Genomic DNA, 17,533 nt, shown 5'->3' on the forward strand with positions numbered 1-17,533 from the left:
CAGGGGAGGGCGCTGATCGGCGCTTAAAGATTACGCTGTTTTCTTCGCCTGCTGGCTGTGGCGTTCCAGCAGCGGTTTCAGGAAGCGCGCGGTATGCGATTCTTTGCATTCCGCGACGGTTTCCGGTGTACCGGCGACCAGAATCTGTCCACCGCCCGCGCCACCTTCCGGCCCGAGATCGACAATCCAGTCCGCGGTTTTAATCACGTCCAGATTGTGTTCAATCACCACGATAGTATTGCCCTGATCACGAAGCTGATGCAGCACTTCCAGCAGTTGCTGGATATCGGCAAAGTGCAGGCCGGTGGTCGGCTCGTCGAGAATATACAACGTCTGACCGGTGCCGCGTTTGGACAGCTCACGCGCCAGTTTCACACGCTGTGCTTCACCGCCGGACAGCGTGGTCGCGGACTGGCCAAGGCTGATGTAGGTCAGACCGACGTCGATCAGCGTCTGCAATTTACGCGCAAGCGCAGGGACGGCATCAAAGAAATCACGCGCTTCTTCAATGGTCATCTCCAGCACTTCGTGGATGCTCTTGCCTTTGTATTTAATTTCCAGCGTTTCGCGGTTATAGCGTTTGCCTTTGCACTGGTCACACGGCACATAAATATCCGGCAGGAAGTGCATCTCGACTTTGATCACGCCATCGCCCTGACAGGCTTCGCAGCGGCCGCCTTTGACGTTGAAACTGAAACGCCCCGGCGTGTAGCCGCGTGAACGTGATTCCGGCACACCGGCAAACAGCTCGCGCACCGGCGTGAAAATACCGGTATAGGTCGCCGGGTTGGAGCGCGGCGTACGGCCAATCGGGCTCTGGTCGATGTCTATGACTTTATCGAAATGTCCCAGGCCTTCGATTTCACGGTACGGCGCGGCTTCAGCAATCGTCGCACCATTCAGTTCGCGCTGTGCCAGCGGGAACAGCGTGTCGTTGATAAGCGTCGATTTACCGGAGCCGGACACGCCGGTGATACAGGTAAACAAGCCAACCGGCAGCGTCAGCGTGACGTCTTTCAGGTTATTGCCTTTAGCGCCCGACAGTTTCAGCACTTTTGCCGCATCCGCAGGGACGCGCTGTGCCGGTACAGAGATTTCACGTTTGCCGCTCAGGAACTGCCCGGTCAGTGAATTCTCGGTCGCCATAATGTCTTCAGCCGTACCTTCAGCCACCACTTCGCCGCCATGCACGCCCGCGCCCGGTCCGATATCAATAATATGGTCAGCGGCGCGGATGGCGTCTTCGTCATGCTCAACCACAATCACCGTGTTACCGAGGTCGCGCAGGTGGATCAGTGTTTCCAGCAGACGTTCGTTATCGCGCTGATGCAGGCCAATGGAAGGTTCATCAAGTACGTACATCACGCCCACCAGACCGGCACCAATCTGGCTTGCCAGACGGATACGCTGGGCTTCGCCGCCGGACAGTGTTTCCGCAGAACGAGACAGCGAGAGGTAATTCAATCCGACATTCACCAGGAATTTCAGGCGATCGCCGATCTCTTTCAGCACTTTCTCAGCAATTTTGGCGCGCTGGCCGCTGAGTTTCATATTGCGGAAGAAATCCATCGCATGACCGATGCTGAAATCGGAGATTTCCGGCAGCGTGGTTTCTTCGACAAACACGTTACGGGCTTCTTCACGCAGACGGGTGCCACGGCAGGACGTACACGGACGGTTGCTGATGTATTTCGACAGTTCTTCACGTACCGCGCTGGATTCCGTTTCTTTATAACGGCGTTCCATATTGTGCAGCACGCCTTCAAACGGATGGCGACGAATCGAGGTATCACCGCGATCGTTGATGTATTTAAATTCAATCGTAGTTTTGCCGGAACCGTGCAGGATGGCATGTTGTACGTCGCTGCTCAGTGCATTAAACGGCGCTTCCACGTCGAAATCATAGTGCTCGCCCAGCGAGCGCAACATCTGGAAGTAATAGAAGTTACGGCGATCCCAGCCACGGATCGCGCCACCTGCCAGTGAAAGCTCAGGATTCTGCACCACACGATCAGGATCGAAAAACTGCTGTACGCCCAGTCCGTCACAGGTCGGACAGGCACCGGCCGGGTTGTTGAACGAGAACATACGCGGTTCAAGCTCACGCATGCTGTAGCCACACACCGGACAGGCAAAGTTAGCCGAAAACAGCATTTCTTCCGCTTTCGGGTCATCCATATCGGCGACCACGGCGGTACCGCCGGAAAGCTCGAGCGCGGTTTCAAACGATTCCGCCAGACGCTGGGCCAGATCGTCACGTACTTTAAAGCGGTCGACGACCACTTCAATGGTGTGTTTTTTCTGCAGTTCTAATTTCGGCGGATCCGACAGGTCACAGACTTCGCCATCAATACGCGCACGGATGTAGCCCTGCGACGCCAGGTTTTCCAGCGTCTTGGTATGCTCGCCTTTGCGGTCTTTGATGATGGTCGCCAGTAACATCAGGCGCTGGCCTTCCGGCTGCGCGAGTACGTTATCCACCATCTGGCTGACAGTCTGGGCTGACAGCGGAATATTATGATCCGGGCAGCGCGGCTCGCCCACGCGGGCAAACAGCAGGCGCAGATAATCGTGGATTTCCGTGATGGTCCCGACGGTAGAGCGCGGGTTGTGTGATGTTGATTTTTGCTCAATCGAAATCGCCGGAGACAGACCTTCAATATGGTCGACGTCCGGTTTTTCCATTAAGGATAAAAATTGGCGTGCGTAGGCTGACAGCGACTCGACGTAGCGGCGCTGGCCTTCGGCGTACAGTGTATCAAACGCCAGAGAAGACTTGCCTGAACCAGATAAGCCGGTGACAACAATCAGTTTGTCGCGCGGGATAATCAGGTTGATATTCTTGAGATTATGGGTGCGTGCGCCCCGAACTTCGATCTTATCCATTCATCATTCCCGGATTAACTTGATAGCTCACCGTGCCGGTGACCGCCGTGAAAACCTGTTTCGCGCCAGTCATCGAATCGGGCACAGAGAAGAACGTAACGCGCAATTATGACACAAATCACAGCCTGTGCCACCCCAAAACCTGAATGTATATCCAGTACTCGATGTAACGATGGAATGTTTGCTGAACAATCTGGAAAGAAAATCCCAACGTTTTACATCCATGGTACGAAGGCAACGTTTTGTGGTTATAATGTCGCGAAGTGAGTTCCTCACACCCCAAACTGTGGTTTCAGCCACGACATACATCATCAGGAGAATCCACATGGCCAGCAGAGGCGTAAACAAAGTTATTCTCGTCGGTAATCTGGGGCAAGACCCGGAAGTCCGCTACATGCCTAACGGCGGTGCAGTCGCCAACATTACACTGGCAACGTCTGAAAGCTGGCGTGACAAAGCGACCGGCGAGCAGAAAGAAAAAACGGAATGGCACCGTGTTGTGCTGTTCGGTAAATTAGCTGAAGTTGCGGGCGAATACCTGAAGAAAGGTTCCCAGGTTTACATCGAAGGCGCACTGCAAACCCGTAAATGGACCGATCAGGCTGGCGTTGAAAAATACACCACCGAAGTCGTGGTTAACGTGGGTGGGACCATGCAGATGCTCGGCGGCCGTGCCGGCGGCGGCGCACCAGCAGGTGGCGGTCAGCCATCCGCAGGCGGCCAGCAGGGCGGTTGGGGTCAGCCTCAGCAACCACAAGGCGGCAACCAGTTCAGCGGCGGCCAGCAGGCACGTCCGGCTGCGCAAAACAACGCGCCAGCACAGAACAACGAACCACCAATGGATTTCGACGACGATATCCCGTTCTGATTTGTTGCCTTCGGGCTCCTCTGTCAGAAAAACAAAAAGCCCCGAAAGGGGCTTTTTGTTTTTCTGGCTTTTACCGCTCTCAATCTTTTGCCGACGCACCAGGCTGGCTCATTGCGCCGCCATTGCGTCAAAACAGCGCCTCGTTTTAGCGCATTTTTTTCCCGTTCAGGGCTGCGGCGGATTGTACTTAAGATTGTATACAAGGCTCCGGCGGCAAATCGCTTTTGTGGTACAGAAATTGCTTTTCTCCAGAGAGACTCAGGGGAGAAAAATATGAAAGCGATCGTGATTGGTGGCGGGATTGGCGGTGCATGTGCGGCGATTGCGCTGAAGCGTTTTGGTATCGAAACGGCGGTATACGAGGCGGTGAAGGAGATCAAACCGGTAGGCGCGGCGATTTCTATCTGGCCTAACGGCGTCAAATGCCTGAATTATCTCGGCATGAAAGAGGCGCTTCGTGAACTCGGCGGCAATATGCGCTTCATGGCCTACAAAGACTATCAGCAGGGGCAGACCATGACGCGGTTCAGTATGGAACCGCTGATCCAGAGCGTTGGCGAACAACCCTATCCGGTGGCGCGTGCTGAACTGCAATCAATGCTGCTTGATACCTATGGCCGCGATAAGGTGCAGTTCGGCAAGCGCGTGACGCATGTTGAGGAATCTGACGACAGCGTCACCGCCTGGTTTGACGACGGCACCTCCGCGACCGGCGATTTACTGATTGCGGCCGACGGCACCCATTCTATTATCCGCCAGCATGTGCTGGGCTATGCGACGGAGCGCCGCTACGCCGGTTACGTCAACTGGAACGGTCTGGTAGAAATCGATGAAAGTATTGCGCCTGCCGATCAATGGACGACATTTGTCGGCGAGGGTAAACGCGTTTCACTGATGCCGGTAAGCGGCAACCGTTTCTACTTTTTCTTTGACGTGCCGCTGCCGAAAGGCTTGCCGCAGGATCGCACCACCGTGCGCGATGATTTGCAGGGTTACTTTGCGGGCTGGGCAGAACCGGTGCAAAAACTGATCAGTCAGATCAACCCGGAGACCACTAACCGCGTTGAAATCCACGACATCGAACCCTTTATGCAACTGGTCAAAGGCCGTATTGCGTTGCTCGGCGACTCCGGCCACAGCACCACGCCGGATATCGGGCAGGGCGGCTGTGCGGCAATGGAAGATGCGATCGTACTGGCGAATATGTTGCAAACCAATTCGTTAGGCATCGAAGATGCGCTGTTGCGTTATCAGGAGAAACGCGCCTGTCGCGTGAAGGATCTGGTGCTGAAAGCGCGTAAACGCTGCGATGTCACTCACGGCAAAGAAATGGCCGTGACCGAACAATGGTACGAAGATCTGAAAAGTGAAACCGGCGAGCGCATTCTTTCCGGTATGTGTGAAACCATTCTGGGTGGGCCGCTGGAATAAATCCGGGGAGGTTTTTAAAAGAAATAAATTTTTACACATCCTTAAAGTTCCCTGCGTTTTTGCCGAAAATAACATCAGAAGGATTAGGGTATCCACTGGCGCTACGGCGCAAAACATAGGGACTTATCGGGATGACAGTTATCTCCTCGGCAGGTAATCAGGCGCTTAATACACTGGTTACGACGACAAAATCACTGACGGCGGTGTCCTCCGCCGCCAGTCAGCAGCAGGCTTCAACGGCGCAATCAGCAGCGGTGATTATCGGCCAGACGGACACCACGTCGCCGGTCTATACCATTACCAAACCGGTATTAGCCTGGGAACGCTCTTCCAGCGACCTGATGTCTTCCAAACTCGCATCGAATTTCAGCAACGCCGGCAATGCGTCGCGTTTTGCCGGGCTCGGCGCGGCGCTGCTTGAGCGTTTTACCACTGACGGCAGCAGTTATTCGCAATCGGTAATAAAGCAAACTTCGGCTTCGCAGGCCACTGCGGCGGCCAATGTGGCTGCCCAGTCCCAACTCCATACCAAAGCCGATAATCAGATAAACCTGAGTATTAAAACCGCCAGCGGTGCACGGGTGGATATTACGCTGGGCAGTGGTGATGACGGTCTTGGCGTGCAGGTGAATGTCAGCAAAGGCACGCTCAGTGATGCCGATCGCAAAGCGCTGGCGGGGCTGGCGGAAGGTTTCCAGAAAGCGATTGATGGTCTGACGGCGCAGCCGCCGAAGCTGGATCTGAGCGGTCTGACGAAGTTTGATTCCTCGGTACTGTCATCGGTGGATTTACACGCTACGCTGGGCACCACCCATACTCAGACGCTGGATTTTCACGCTGATGCCAATACCCGCTCAGTGAAATCGACCGGTATTGCCGGTACGGTGGATATCAGCGTCGACATGAGTAAGCGCGCACTGCTCGGCACAGAAAACCAGCAAAAGCAGGCGCTGAACAGCTATCTCAAACAGATCAACAGTGCGGGTAATCGTGGCAATGCTGATGATTCGCTGATGACCATGTTCAAAGAGGCTTTTACCGCGCTGAACAGCAATTATGGCGATACGGCGACAACCTATAAAAGCCGGGGTTCTGAGCCGGTGTATTTCTCGCTGACCAAAACCGATAAAAACATGATGACCGGACTGGCGGATTTCACGGCCTCGGTGACGCAGACGCCGGTCAGTTCTACCAATCCGATGCGCCCGGATGAAACGGATACATTCTCTTATCAGGTGTCGCAGGCCAGCACCATCACCGGCACCAGTACGCAGGATCGCAATATCACGCAGAAACAGCAGTCACATCTGGTCGCCAGCTACCATGAGTCGCTGACACCGGGGCTGAAACTGAATCTGACCAGCGACCGTAACTCGCAGAATTACCTTTACTACCAGATTGATGACACGGCAGAAAGCACGACGTCCGTGCAATATCACAAAGGTGCGCTGGTGAGTGCGTCGGTGGATCAGTCCGCCACCAACTCAACACATATTCAGAAATATGTGAAAGGTGCGCTGGAATCCGACATCACCACGCCGGAAATCACGTCGAAAACTACTGACCTGCTCGGCAAGCTGCAATCCGCCTGGGAAAATAACGCTCCGCGGATGTCGTTCCGGGATTATCTGGATCACCAGACATTGCCGGATCTGAGCGGGATGGTACTGATGGAATCGGATCCTGCGGTATTAAAAAATCATTAATCCATTGCAGTAACGTAATTAAATAAACGGAAAATATAAGCCTCTCTGAATATTTCAGGGAGGCTTTTTATTTATCGGGGATGTGATGTTTATTAATTTAAAATTGGAGACAGGAAATATAATGGAAATCCTTCGTTAAACATTTAAGGAATGAATGTGAAGCTCTTACCATTAACCGCACTATTACTCTTTTTTCCTCTGAGCGTATTTGCCAGTCAGGATATCTCGCCGGAGCCATTAAGACTAAAACAGGCAATGCAATCTGCGATGGACAGCCTGGGCAGGCAAACCACGCTATGTGACAAAAAAGAGCAACAAAAGCCGAAAATCACCGCAGAAGATCTGAAGCCTTTTGATCGGGAAACGATATCTACTGCGCTTATTTACTTTAAAAATGAATCGCTGAAATCCTGTATTAAACAGCAAGAATATGAATATATGCTGAGTATGATTGCCTATGCGGGCAGTTTTCCTGAAAGCGCACATAGCGGGCAAGATTATCAAACAGTGATCGAATCTTTGATTGTCCTTTCGCCAGGTGCAAATCCCTCTGTGATAAAAACAGAAGGTCGGTTTTTAGCTTTACCAGCACCTTTACAGGAAAAACTTAAACAGACATTCCACTCGAAAACCTTCGATCTCGAATTCGTGCTCAATTATTACGACATCCACGGGCAGGGAAAAAGTAAATCCTGATCCAGGGCTAACGTATTAGCGGCCCCGTCCGGGGCTGTTCTTTTCTCTTTAATGCTTACCTGGATATCTCAAACTTCGTCCCTTTCACCACAATTTCATCAAATTGCAGATGATGCATAAACTCGCGCAAAATCAGCAGTGTGGCGGCGAAATCATTGCCGTCAGGAATGCCTTCGAAATGCGCAGGACGGCCATTAATCACCAGCGCCAGCCGGTCAAACGTGCGTTCCACTGCATCCCGCGACAACGTCATTACTTCGTTTTCCGCCTCACCGGCAATGCGGGCCAGCACGCGGATGTCGTTGTCTGTGCTGAATAATTTAGCGCCCGGTGGAATGTCGTGCCGGATGCGCGTCACTTCATCTTCGACCACCATAATGGCGGTTTCCATTTCATCCGGCGTCGGCGGTGAATGGCGGAAATAGCCGACGGAGGTGAGTTGAGAGCCCAGTGTCAGGAGCAAAGTTTTATCTTCGCTATCATCATTACGGACGATAACTTGTGTTTCTTCGCTGCCGATATGCAGCAATACAGCAGGTGTGATCATCGGCTTCTCCCAATCGTTAACGTTGTGACGTCATGCCTTCTGAGCAGAAAAACTATCATGTCAGATGCGAATCACGCCGCGCAAACTCTTTCACCATCCAGTCGATAAACACCCGCACACGGGGCGAAAGCTGGCGGTTACGCGGGTAAAGCAGGGAAACCGGCAGCGAACCGGCCGGGAAATCCGCCAGAATTTGCACCAGGCTTCCCTGTGCCAGATCCTCCAGCAGACCGTAATGCGGCACCTGAATAATTCCCATCCCGCGCCGTGCGGCTTCTTTCATGCTTTCCGCGCCGTTGACTGACAAACTGGTTGGCAGCAGGATTTCGCGTGTTTTGCCTTGCTGCTGAAAAACCAGCGGCAGCAGCCCGCCGGTCGCACTGGAACGAAAACCAATCATCCGGTGACCGGCCAGATCGTCAGGTGTTGCTGGCGTTCCACAACGTTGCAGATAGTCCGGGCTGGCGCAGGTAATTTCCGGCAACGTACCAAGCGGCCGCGCCACCATATCGCTGTCTTTCAGCTCTCCGGCGCGGATCACGCAATCGATGCCTTCCCGCACCAGATCCACCAGCCGGTCACCTTCACTCATGTAAAACTCAATGTCGGGATACTGCGCCAGAAAATCCGGCAGGCCGGGCAGCAGAAAATGCCGCGCCATCGACCCGTGCACATCCACCCGCAACAGCCCTTTTGGCTGCGCACCGGCAAAGGCCATCTCGGCATCTTCCACATCCGCCAGGATACGCAGACAGCGCTGATAATAGGCTTCGCCATCCAGCGTCGGGCTGACGTGGCGGGTGGTGCGTTGCAGAAGCCGGATGTTCAGCCGCGACTCCAGTTGCTTAATGGCATCGGTCACCGTCGAGCGTTTCAGGTTCAGCGCCTGTGCAGCCTGGGTAAAACTGCGCAGTTCCACCACGCGGGTGAATAACTGCATGCTGTCGAGCTTATCCATGATAATTGTTCACCTTTTCCGGATAGTGATAACGAATATCAGGTAATTATCCGGCAGCGTCAATCGGCTACGCTTTCCTCACCGACAACAGATCCGAATCACTGAAAAAAGGGAACGCATCATGACTCCATCCAAACCGAAAGTCGCGCTGGTCACCGGCGCATCACGCGGTATCGGCGCCGCCATCGCAGAGCGTCTGGCGCGCGACGGTTTTACCGTGATTGTGAACTACTCACGCGGTGCGTCAGAAGCCGACGAGGTGGTCAGCAAAATTGAACAGGCAGGCGGAAAAGCCATCAGCGCGCAGGCGGATGTCAGCGACGCGGCGGCGGTCAGCCGGATGTTTGCCAGCGCGGAACAGGCGTTTGGCGGCGTGGATGTGCTGGTGAATAATGCGGGTATTATGACGCTTTCCGCTATCGCCGACACCGACGATGCAACATTCGACCGCCTTATCGATATCAACCTGAAAGGCACTTTCAACACGCTGCGTGAAGCGGCGAAACACCTGCACGACGGCGGACGTATTATCAATTTCTCATCAACGGTTGTCGGGTTATATCAGCCGACTTATGGCGTGTATGCCGCGACCAAAGCCGCTGTCGAGGCGCTGAGCCGCGTGCTCACCAAAGAAATGCGCGGCCGCCAGATAACCGTCAATACTGTGGCGCCTGGCCCGACGGCAACGGATTTATTCCTCAACGGTAAATCCGAACAACTGGTGGAAACCATCGCCAAAACCTCGCCGCTCGAACGCCTCGGTCAGCCGGAGGATATCGCCTCCGTGGTCGCCTTCCTCGCCGGACCCGACGGTGCCTGGGTCAACGGCCAGACGCTGAAGGTGAATGGCGGGATTATTTAATCCTTCCGTTTAACGCAGGAAAATAAAAAGCCGGAATGCAGCTCGCAAAAACCCGTACCAGGAATACTGTGACGGGTTTTTGGTTGTATACTCTTTGTAGATACAACGGTGGAGAAATGAACATGCGTACTCGGGCCACATTACAGAAATGGGGTAACAGCATCGCGTTAAGGCTGTCCGGAAATTTGAAGTCAATTCCACAATTCGAGGAAGGTGATGTCGTTGATATCGAGATTTCTGAAGACGGGCTGCAAATTCGTAAAGCCGAAAAGCAGAAGGTCACTGAGGCCAGCTTGTTATCGGGGCTGAGCGCGTATAATGCTCACGCTGATGAATTGGCAGAACCGACTGACAGGGAGCTTGATTATTAATGTATTTACCAAAGCGCGGGGATATTTGCTGGCTGGATTTTGAACCCACCAAAGGAAAGGAAATAGGCAAATATCGACCAGCGCTGATCCTGTCTCATGAAACTTATAATCAGGTTACCGGGCTGGTGATTTGTATGCCGGTGAGCAGCAGTATCCGGGGCGCGCCGACCGAAGTGCCGCTCAACAATCTGAGCGCACCTTATGTGGTTGCCACCACGTTGATACATACAATGGACTGGCGGCACCGGCAGGCTAAGTTTATCGCTGTTGCCGAAGATGGTGTGTTTAACGATGTACTTGCCCGGATTATTCCGCTGATTGGCGGTGAGAACTTACTGGCCTGAAGTTAATCTTCAGGCCACGTATCATGCGTATTGCGCTTCGCCGTTGCCGAAGGACCAGTTTTCTTTCGGCACTTCGACCAGGCTGATGAACACATCTTCCAGACGTAATCCGACTTTTTCATGCAGCCCGTAAGCTACGGCGTGATAGAACGCCTTTTTCATTTCCAGTGTACGGCCGGCGTTGAGCGTTACCTGAATCACAATGCAGTTCGGGCTGCGCTGGATATTCAGATAATCAGGAGAAATCATCATTTCTGCCGGAGAGTGCTCGGAGATGACAATAAACTTGTCGTTTTCCGGCGCATTAAGAGCTGAGCGCAGCGCGTCATAGACCACTTCGCCGACGGTTTTGCGGTAGGTTTCAGGTTTTCCTTCAACCATATCAATACGTACAAAAGGCATTTTATTCTCCTCATTATTTTCTGTAGGGCGTGCATCTCTGAGGATGCGGTCGTTAAGGTATGCAACACGAGGAGTAGAGTTGTCGAGCGATTTTTTGTACGTACCGGTATTCTACGTACACTTCCTCATTAGCCCTTGCTTATCTCATGATACTTAAAAGTATAATAATAACTAAGGTAAAATAGTTCGTTTTCAGTAAAAGTAATAATCCGTTGTAAATGATATTTATCATGCCTTTATTGCAACTTTCTTGGTATTTTATGTCCCCTTTTTCTGATAACGATTGTTTTCAGAATTCACAGCAATAGTTAATTCAAGCATAGCCTTTCGGCGTTTGCTTCTTTCATGTTCCAAAAGGATCACAATGCTGTCAAAAGTGCTGGAATCTTTGTTAAGTGCAATGGATTCATCAACGATAACCGATTGTTTTATTTGGGCTGTTGTACTCGTTTTTTTTGGTGCTTTATATGCCAGGTATAAGAGTAAATCACCCCGTTTTTTGGAATACGCACCGACTTTAATGACTGCGCTTGGGATCTTGGGGACCTTCGTAGGGGTCGTGATTGGACTTTTGCATTTCGATACAACCAATATAGAACGCAGCATTCCTGTCTTATTGGGGGGATTAAAAACAGCATTTATTACAAGTATTGTCGGTATGTTAGGTGCTCTAGCATTTAATATTTTAGATACGATGCTCTCCTCCCCCCGGCCAAACGGTATGAATGTAGCCCAGCCAGAAGCGGTGACGCCTGATCATATTCACCAGGTTCTCCAGTCGCAGCACAAGCTTTTAGAACGAATTGCGTTCGGTTTTGATGGAAATGATGAGGTCTCTTTAGTGGGGCAATTGAAATTGTTGCGCACTGACATGGGTGATATTTCTAAATTGCAAAGAAATCATCATGAAGAGTTCAGTCAGAAATTATGGGCTGAACTGACTCACTTTGGCGATTTGATGGCAAAAGGCGCAACAGAGCAAATCATCGATGCCCTGAGAAAAGTCATTGTCGATTTTAATAATAACCTTACGGAACAATTTGGTGAGAATTTTAAGGCCTTAGACAGTTCTGTTAAAAAACTCGTTGAATGGCAAGGTGCTTATAAAGACCAAGTCGAAGTGATGAGTGAGCAATATAAGCAAAGTGTTGATTCGCTTATGGAGACAAAAAATTCTGTCGCGGGTATTTGGGAAGAGTGCAAAGAAATCCCTCTCGCAATGGCAGAACTGCAAAATGTATTGAAGGTCAATCAGCATCAGATTGATGAACTTTCAAGGCATTTAGACGCTTTCGCGACCTTAAGAGATAAAGCCACCGAAGCTGTCCCTGCAATTCAAATGAAACTGGATGAAGTTGGGGAACAATTAAAAGCCGGTGCTTTAAGTGTCAGTGCTTCGCTGGAACAGACTGGCGGACAGTTGTTGGTCAATGCTAACTCTATGCGTGTTGCTCTGGATGAAGGTGCAGAAGGTTTCAGAAACTCCGTAACGCAAACCCAGCAATCTTTTGCTTCTATGGCACATGACGTAGCGAACTCCTCAGAAGTCCTGACATCCTCTCTTGGAGAAACTGTGGAGGAAATGAAGTCCAGCGCCATTGAACTTCTTACTTCGATGCAAATCTCTGTATCCGACATGGGAGGAAAACTGAAAGATCATTCTGCGGACCTTTCCGCAATGATGAAAACTCAGTCTGATGAACTTTCTGGCGCGTTGAAAAGTAATTCGAGCAATATGCTGGATACTCTGCAGAGTTCGTTTGATAAGGCAAACTCCGGACTTACCGAACATGTTAATGATTCCCTAGGTCGTTTTGGAGAGGCAATCAATAGTCAGCTCAAAGCCTTCGGAGAGGCAACCGATCGTGAAATGAATCGTGAATTACAAATCCTGGCTGATTCACTTATTTCGATCAGTAAAGGCTTCATAAATAACTATGACCAGTTAATTAAAGAATATCAGGTTGTTATGGGGCAACTTAAGTCGATGATTAACAGCAATGAGCGCAGGTAAAAAATGGAGAAATTCTTAGGTAAACCTGTGGAAGTTAAAAAACAGGACAATGAACACTGGATATCCATGTCAGATCTGATGGCGGGGTTAATGATGGTGTTCCTTTTTATTTCTGTTGCTTATATGCACTATGTTCAGGTAGAAAAAAATAAGATCAAAGAAGTCGCCGTTGCTTATCAGAATGCACAAATAGAACTTTATAATGCGCTTGAAATGGAGTTTGCCAAAGATCTGCCTGACTGGGATGCTGAAATTGATAAGCAAACATTAGAATTTCGTTTCAAATCCCCAGATGTATTGTTCAGAACAGGTAGCTCGGATCTTCAATTAGGATTTAAGTCTACTCTCGATAACTTCTTTCCCCGGTATCTTACCGTGCTTGATAAATTTAAAGAACATATTACTGAAGTCAGAATTGAAGGCCATACCAGTAGTGACTGGACCGGGACATCTGACCGTGATGTTGCTTATTTTAACAATATGGAATTGTCGCAAGGTAGAACCCGAACAGTACTGGAATATGTCTATGAAATGGATGAAATTAAAAGCCAGCGGCCTTGGATAAAATCTCATTTTTCAGCAGTAGGTTACTCATCATCACACCCCGTGCTTAACGCTTCTGGCAGAGAAGACCCGAGCCGCTCAAGACGAGTCACCTTTAAAGTCGTCACTAATGCTGAGTTGCAGATTCGACGGATAATTCAGGAGTAATATAATGAAACTTAATATTAACTTATCTGAATTAATCCGGCTGGGAAAACGCATGCTACCAGAAGGATCGGGTTTTATTTTGGGCGAAAAGTCAGTGAGTTTTGAACCTTTAGATGTTGAATTGGAAAGCGGTATAAAAATCAACATTAGTGAGTTGGATGCCGGCACAGGGTTGATTTCATTTAAGGGACGTCAGGTTCTACTTTATATCCGAGATCATAGTCAAATATATGATTCTGCAATAGCTGATCCTGGTAGAGGCAATAAATTTCATATTGCATGGTGTAAAACGCTGGATACTATGCGGCAGGACGGTCGTTTTGGTCGCTATCATGCAACAAACCGACTTGATGGATTTTTCGAAATCGACGATGGCCATGGAAAACATCAGGATATCGAACTTAAAGTCTGTAAAAATTGTCTGGAGAAATTGAATTATCGTGAAAGCGCTAATAAGGCCGTTAGACATATTGTGTTTGCTTCTTTTGTGCTCAAAGATTTCTTTTCTCATTACAGTACTTGTTTTAGCTATATGCCTAAAGGTTTATATAACGCCACAAATAGCGGCTATACTGAAGACTGGAAAGAAATATCTAACAGGATAAGAAAGAGAAGTGGTTTTGTATGCAGTGACTGTGGTGTTGATATGAGTTCACACCGTAATTTGTGCGACGTACACCACAAAGATGGTGTGAAATATAATAATACGGAAGAAAATCTAGAAGTCGTTTGTCGCGATTGTCACCGGAAAAAACCGCAGCATGGATGGATGTTCCTTTCATCATCGGATATGCAAGTTATAAAAGCTTGCCGACTACAACAAGGCGTTAATAACGTCAATACCTGGAGTGACGTTTATTCCCTTACTGATACTTCTATTCATGGCGATATTAATATATTAGAAATGAAGAAATATCCATTACCCAAGCTGGGTTATCAGATAGAAAATGCGGGGCAGGGTAGAGAAATAACTCTGGATGCTGCCTGGGTATCGGAAAAAATTGCTGTAAATCTGGAGCCCGTTTTTTTGCCCGGTTGGACTATTTTTACAGTCAGTGAAGCTGTGTCATATATCAATGAAGGCTAAGGCTGCCGGTTTGCGGCGACCTTGCCAATTGTGTGACGTTACTGGATTTACTTAAACCACAACAGCCTTCCTCCTGAACATCCCCCGCCAGCCTGGGCGACAGAACATCACCAGATTCCCCAGCAGTATCAGCGCCAGCCCGATAACCGCATTAGTGTGCCACTGATAACCTTCATAAAATGTTGAAACCGTCAGCGCGACCAGCGGGAACAGCAGTGTGCTGTAGGCCGCCTGACTGGCACCGATACGGCCAACCAGTGTGAAGTAAATACCGAAGGCCAGTACCGAACCAAACACGGAAAGATAAACCAGTGAGCCGAGATATTGCGGTGTCAGGTCGATGGCAAAGGAAGCGCCCTGCACCAGACTCAGCGCGCCCATGACTGCCGTGCCGTAAAACATTGCGTAGGTGTTTGTGGAAAGCACATCCAGCCCGTGACGCTGATGGCGTGAACTGATCATATTCCCCAGCGAGAAGCCGTAGGTGCCGAGCAGGCTGAGGCCGATGCCTTTTAGCAGTTCCGGTGCAATGTGTGCCGCACTCAGATCATGCCAGAACAATGTGATAATGCCTGCCAGCCCGAGAACCGACGCCGGGATCACTGCCGGAGCCAGTTTCTGGCGGAAAAACAGCATGCCATTGAAGGCGTTAAACAGTACGGCCATCGAGAAAATCACCGATTCCAGCCCGCTGGTGATGTAGGCTGCGGCGTGATAGAAGCAGTAAAAATTGAAGCAAAAAACGCAGCAACCCTGAACCACGCAGAACAGGTGATCTTTCAGCGCCAGGCGGCGCAACCGGCGTGTTGCCAGCAATGCCAGCAGCATGATCACCGCAGCCAGCAGGAAACGGTAGAAAACGGACACCGTCACCGGTACGTCCCCCTGTTGCAGATAAATCGCAAACCAGGTGGTGCCCCAGATCAGGATCACCAAAATATAAAGCAGTGCATTCATAGAATTCTCTCACCCGAAAAGTAATGACTGAGGGAATTCTGCGGTAACGGCAGGCGTCTGGCTTTCAGCGATTTGCGCTGAGTTGCATATTCTTGCGCATTTTTCCGGTCACCAGCTCAGCAAGATCTGGCTCTGCGGCGGGGAAAAACCGTAAAATGAGCGTCATCTTTCTTCCACACGGGCATGTCATGACTAAGGTTTATCAGGCTTTCGAAACGCTGCGTCAGCATAAAGCGGTTCTGCATGACAGTGTGGCGCTGGGTTCCGGCATTCAGCTGGCGGCGTGGTCGAATAAAAATGACATCGTGAATCAGGAAAGCGCCGATCACCATACGCTGAGCCTGTACGTGGCCGATGGCTACGAGTGTTATCACAAAACCCGCAGTGGCTGGCGTAACGGCGGCGGGCCGGATCGTTTTTGTCTGATGCCCAAAGGCAGTATGTCGAGCTGGGATGTGCGCGACGATTTATCGTTTGTGCATCTGTATTGCTCCGACGAACATCTGCGGCATCTGGTGGAGCAGACCTGGGATCGCAGCCCGGCAGCGATTGAGCTGGAAGAACGCACATTCGAAGAAGATCCGCAAATTACGTTATTATATCGCCACTTTTTGCTCAGCAGTCAGTGGCAGGAAAACAGTAATCAGCTGATGCTGAGCAGCGCCGCCAATCTGCTGATGGCGCATCTGGTGAAACATTACACTCGTCTGCAATGGGCGCTGCCAACGGTACGCGGCGGTCTGGCACCGCATATTCTCAACCGCCTGAAAGATTATATTCATACCCATCTCGCGGAGCCTTTATTACTGCCGGAGCTTGCCGCGCTGGCAGAACTCAGCGAATTCCACTTTGCCCGCATGTTTAAACAAAGCATGGGGATGGCGCCGCACCAGTACGTGATGAATGCCCGCCTGATCCGCGCGGAAAATTTGCTAAAAACCAGCCGGATGGACATCACCACAATCGCGCTCGAATGCGGTTTCAGCTCTGCCAGTCATTTCAGTAACCGCTTCAAATCTGTGCGCGGCATAACGCCGACGGCGCTGCGTGGCGGCATTATTACCTGATTTTTATTTCCTGCTAAAACCTCTCTTCCTGTCTGGGCAATTACGGTGCTAACGTAATGGTTCTTCACCTTATTCAGGAAAAACCATGCAGACCTCCGCTCCCGTTATCGAAACCGAACGTCTGATTTTACGGGGTCATCATATTGATGATTTTGAATACATTGCCGCGCAATGGGCCAATCCGGCCGTCGTGAAATATATCGGTGGTACACCGTCAGGTCGCGAAGCCAGCTGGAGCCGCCTGTTGCGTTATCCGGGTCACTGGCAGATGCTCGGTTTTGGTTACTGGATTGTGTTCGAAAAATTGCAGGGTACAGAAGGTGCGTTTGTCGGCGAAATGGGTCTGGCGGATTATCAGCGTGACATCACGCCATCGCTCAATGGCATGGCAGAAATGGGGTGGGTGATTTCGCCGGCATTTCACGGCAAAGGTTACGCCTTTGAAGCGGCAAAGGCGGTGCTGAACTGGGCCGGTGCACATGTCGATCGCCAGCTATGCTGCATTATTGCGCCGGAACATCAGGCCTCCGTTCGTCTGGCGGAAAAGTGCGGTTTCGTGGCTCAAACCGATACCACTTATCATGGCTCAGCCACGCGGATCTTCGTTCGTCCGTCGTGACCGGCTA

17 protein-coding genes are annotated in these 17,533 nt (G+C 50.7%); 12 read left to right on the plus strand and 5 right to left on the minus strand.

From position 1 onward, the window contains the following. Positions 1-30 precede the first annotated feature (30 nt). Positions 31-2,886, minus strand: coding sequence for an excinuclease ABC subunit UvrA (gene uvrA, locus EVX52_RS19495; RefSeq protein WP_129991950.1), 2,856 nt, complete (start codon positions 2,884-2,886; stop codon positions 31-33). A 325-nt stretch (positions 2,887-3,211) separates the two neighbouring features. Here uvrA and EVX52_RS19500 point away from each other — a divergent pair, with 325 nt between their 5' ends. The 4 genes from EVX52_RS19500 to EVX52_RS19515 all read left to right on the plus strand — a co-directional run bounded on the left by EVX52_RS19500 (position 3,212) and on the right by EVX52_RS19515 (position 7,587). Beyond that, positions 3,212-3,754, plus strand: a complete 543-nt coding sequence (locus EVX52_RS19500; RefSeq protein WP_095924349.1) for a single-stranded DNA-binding protein — start codon at positions 3,212-3,214, stop codon at positions 3,752-3,754. 273 nt (positions 3,755-4,027) lie between these two features. Then, the gene (hpxO, locus tag EVX52_RS19505; protein WP_129954802.1) at positions 4,028-5,185 is read left to right on the plus strand and encodes an FAD-dependent urate hydroxylase HpxO; all 1,158 of its coding nucleotides are present in this window, start codon (positions 4,028-4,030) and stop codon (positions 5,183-5,185) included. Positions 5,186-5,316: 131 nt separating this feature from the next. Further along, a complete protein-coding gene (locus tag EVX52_RS19510) occupies positions 5,317-6,891 on the plus strand; it encodes a hypothetical protein (RefSeq protein WP_129991951.1) in 1,575 nt (524 codons plus the stop codon). A gap of 156 nt (positions 6,892-7,047) precedes the next feature. Continuing rightward, positions 7,048-7,587, plus strand: coding sequence for a hypothetical protein (locus EVX52_RS19515; RefSeq protein WP_129991952.1), 540 nt, complete (start codon positions 7,048-7,050; stop codon positions 7,585-7,587). A 55-nt stretch (positions 7,588-7,642) separates the two neighbouring features. Here EVX52_RS19515 and EVX52_RS19520 read toward each other — a convergent pair whose 3' ends face one another. Both EVX52_RS19520 and EVX52_RS19525 read right to left on the minus strand, forming a co-directional pair. Then, positions 7,643-8,134, minus strand: coding sequence for a hypothetical protein (locus EVX52_RS19520; RefSeq protein WP_129991953.1), 492 nt, complete (start codon positions 8,132-8,134; stop codon positions 7,643-7,645). A 55-nt stretch (positions 8,135-8,189) separates the two neighbouring features. After that, positions 8,190-9,092, minus strand: a complete 903-nt coding sequence (locus tag EVX52_RS19525; RefSeq protein ID WP_129991954.1) for a LysR family transcriptional regulator — start codon at positions 9,090-9,092, stop codon at positions 8,190-8,192. Positions 9,093-9,213: 121 nt separating this feature from the next. Between EVX52_RS19525 and EVX52_RS19530 the strand changes: the two genes are divergently transcribed. The 3 genes from EVX52_RS19530 (at position 9,214) to EVX52_RS19540 (ending at position 10,669) form a co-directional block, all read left to right on the plus strand. Further along, positions 9,214-9,954: an SDR family oxidoreductase gene (locus tag EVX52_RS19530; RefSeq protein WP_129991955.1), complete on the plus strand. Its 741-nt coding sequence runs from the start codon at positions 9,214-9,216 to the stop codon at positions 9,952-9,954. 116 nt (positions 9,955-10,070) lie between these two features. Then, positions 10,071-10,325, plus strand: coding sequence for a transcriptional regulator (locus EVX52_RS19535; protein WP_235173420.1), 255 nt, complete (start codon positions 10,071-10,073; stop codon positions 10,323-10,325). Further along, positions 10,325-10,669 (plus strand): type II toxin-antitoxin system PemK/MazF family toxin, encoded by a 345-nt coding sequence (locus tag EVX52_RS19540; protein ID WP_129954796.1) that lies wholly within the window; start codon positions 10,325-10,327, stop codon positions 10,667-10,669. The genes EVX52_RS19535 and EVX52_RS19540 overlap by 1 nt, the downstream gene beginning before the upstream one ends. A 21-nt stretch (positions 10,670-10,690) precedes the next feature. On the opposite strand, the gene EVX52_RS19545 is transcribed toward EVX52_RS19540, so the two are convergent. Continuing rightward, complete coding sequence (locus tag EVX52_RS19545; RefSeq protein ID WP_129954795.1) at positions 10,691-11,071, minus strand: tautomerase family protein; 381 nt, start codon at positions 11,069-11,071, stop codon at positions 10,691-10,693. A gap of 364 nt (positions 11,072-11,435) precedes the next feature. On the opposite strand from EVX52_RS19545, the gene zorA2 reads away from it, so the two are divergent. The 3 genes from zorA2 (at position 11,436) to zorE (ending at position 14,883) form a co-directional block, all read left to right on the plus strand. Continuing rightward, entirely contained in the window at positions 11,436-13,085 is a 1,650-nt protein-coding gene (gene zorA2, locus EVX52_RS19550; RefSeq protein ID WP_129954794.1) for a type II Zorya anti-phage system protein ZorA2, read from the plus strand. Between the two features lie 78 nt (positions 13,086-13,163). Next, positions 13,164-13,796 carry a type II Zorya anti-phage system protein ZorB2 gene (gene zorB2, locus EVX52_RS19555; RefSeq protein WP_238483592.1) on the plus strand — a complete coding sequence of 211 codons (633 nt, stop codon included), beginning with the start codon at positions 13,164-13,166 and terminating at the stop codon, positions 13,794-13,796. A 4-nt stretch (positions 13,797-13,800) separates the two neighbouring features. Then, complete coding sequence (zorE, locus tag EVX52_RS19560; RefSeq protein ID WP_129954792.1) at positions 13,801-14,883, plus strand: type II Zorya anti-phage system protein ZorE; 1,083 nt, start codon at positions 13,801-13,803, stop codon at positions 14,881-14,883. A gap of 51 nt (positions 14,884-14,934) precedes the next feature. Here zorE and EVX52_RS19565 read toward each other — a convergent pair whose 3' ends face one another. Then, positions 14,935-15,840 carry a DMT family transporter gene (locus EVX52_RS19565; RefSeq protein WP_129991956.1) on the minus strand — a complete coding sequence of 302 codons (906 nt, stop codon included), beginning with the start codon at positions 15,838-15,840 and terminating at the stop codon, positions 14,935-14,937. 188 nt (positions 15,841-16,028) lie between these two features. On the opposite strand from EVX52_RS19565, the gene EVX52_RS19570 reads away from it, so the two are divergent. Both EVX52_RS19570 and EVX52_RS19575 read left to right on the plus strand, forming a co-directional pair. Further along, on the plus strand, positions 16,029-16,907 hold the full coding sequence (locus tag EVX52_RS19570; RefSeq protein WP_165383761.1) for an AraC family transcriptional regulator: 879 nt from the start codon (positions 16,029-16,031) through the stop codon (positions 16,905-16,907). Positions 16,908-16,992: 85 nt separating this feature from the next. Then, a complete protein-coding gene (locus tag EVX52_RS19575; RefSeq protein WP_129954789.1) occupies positions 16,993-17,526 on the plus strand; it encodes a GNAT family N-acetyltransferase in 534 nt (177 codons plus the stop codon). The last annotated feature ends 7 nt before the right edge of the window (positions 17,527-17,533 follow it).

This window comes from Rahnella sp. CFA14(1/10), assembly GCF_004195095.1.
In the GTDB taxonomy this organism is placed as follows: domain Bacteria; phylum Pseudomonadota; class Gammaproteobacteria; order Enterobacterales; family Enterobacteriaceae; genus Rahnella; species Rahnella perminowiae.

Coding starts and splice junctions, on each gene's coding strand:
- uvrA (WP_129991950.1), bottom strand. CDS start 2,886: ATGGATAAGATCGAAGTTCGGGGCGCACGCACCCATAATCTCAAGAAT.
- EVX52_RS19500 (WP_095924349.1), top strand. CDS start 3,212: ATGGCCAGCAGAGGCGTAAACAAAGTTATTCTCGTCGGTAATCTGGGG.
- hpxO (WP_129954802.1), top strand. CDS start 4,028: ATGAAAGCGATCGTGATTGGTGGCGGGATTGGCGGTGCATGTGCGGCG.
- EVX52_RS19510 (WP_129991951.1), top strand. CDS start 5,317: ATGACAGTTATCTCCTCGGCAGGTAATCAGGCGCTTAATACACTGGTT.
- EVX52_RS19520 (WP_129991953.1), bottom strand. CDS start 8,134: ATGATCACACCTGCTGTATTGCTGCATATCGGCAGCGAAGAAACACAA.
- EVX52_RS19525 (WP_129991954.1), bottom strand. CDS start 9,092: ATGGATAAGCTCGACAGCATGCAGTTATTCACCCGCGTGGTGGAACTG.
- EVX52_RS19530 (WP_129991955.1), top strand. CDS start 9,214: ATGACTCCATCCAAACCGAAAGTCGCGCTGGTCACCGGCGCATCACGC.
- EVX52_RS19535 (WP_235173420.1), top strand. CDS start 10,071: ATGAACATGCGTACTCGGGCCACATTACAGAAATGGGGTAACAGCATC.
- EVX52_RS19540 (WP_129954796.1), top strand. CDS start 10,325: ATGTATTTACCAAAGCGCGGGGATATTTGCTGGCTGGATTTTGAACCC.
- EVX52_RS19545 (WP_129954795.1), bottom strand. CDS start 11,071: ATGCCTTTTGTACGTATTGATATGGTTGAAGGAAAACCTGAAACCTAC.
- zorA2 (WP_129954794.1), top strand. CDS start 11,436: ATGCTGTCAAAAGTGCTGGAATCTTTGTTAAGTGCAATGGATTCATCA.
- zorB2 (WP_238483592.1), top strand. CDS start 13,164: ATGGCGGGGTTAATGATGGTGTTCCTTTTTATTTCTGTTGCTTATATG.
- zorE (WP_129954792.1), top strand. CDS start 13,801: ATGAAACTTAATATTAACTTATCTGAATTAATCCGGCTGGGAAAACGC.
- EVX52_RS19565 (WP_129991956.1), bottom strand. CDS start 15,840: ATGAATGCACTGCTTTATATTTTGGTGATCCTGATCTGGGGCACCACC.
- EVX52_RS19570 (WP_165383761.1), top strand. CDS start 16,029: ATGACTAAGGTTTATCAGGCTTTCGAAACGCTGCGTCAGCATAAAGCG.
- EVX52_RS19575 (WP_129954789.1), top strand. CDS start 16,993: ATGCAGACCTCCGCTCCCGTTATCGAAACCGAACGTCTGATTTTACGG.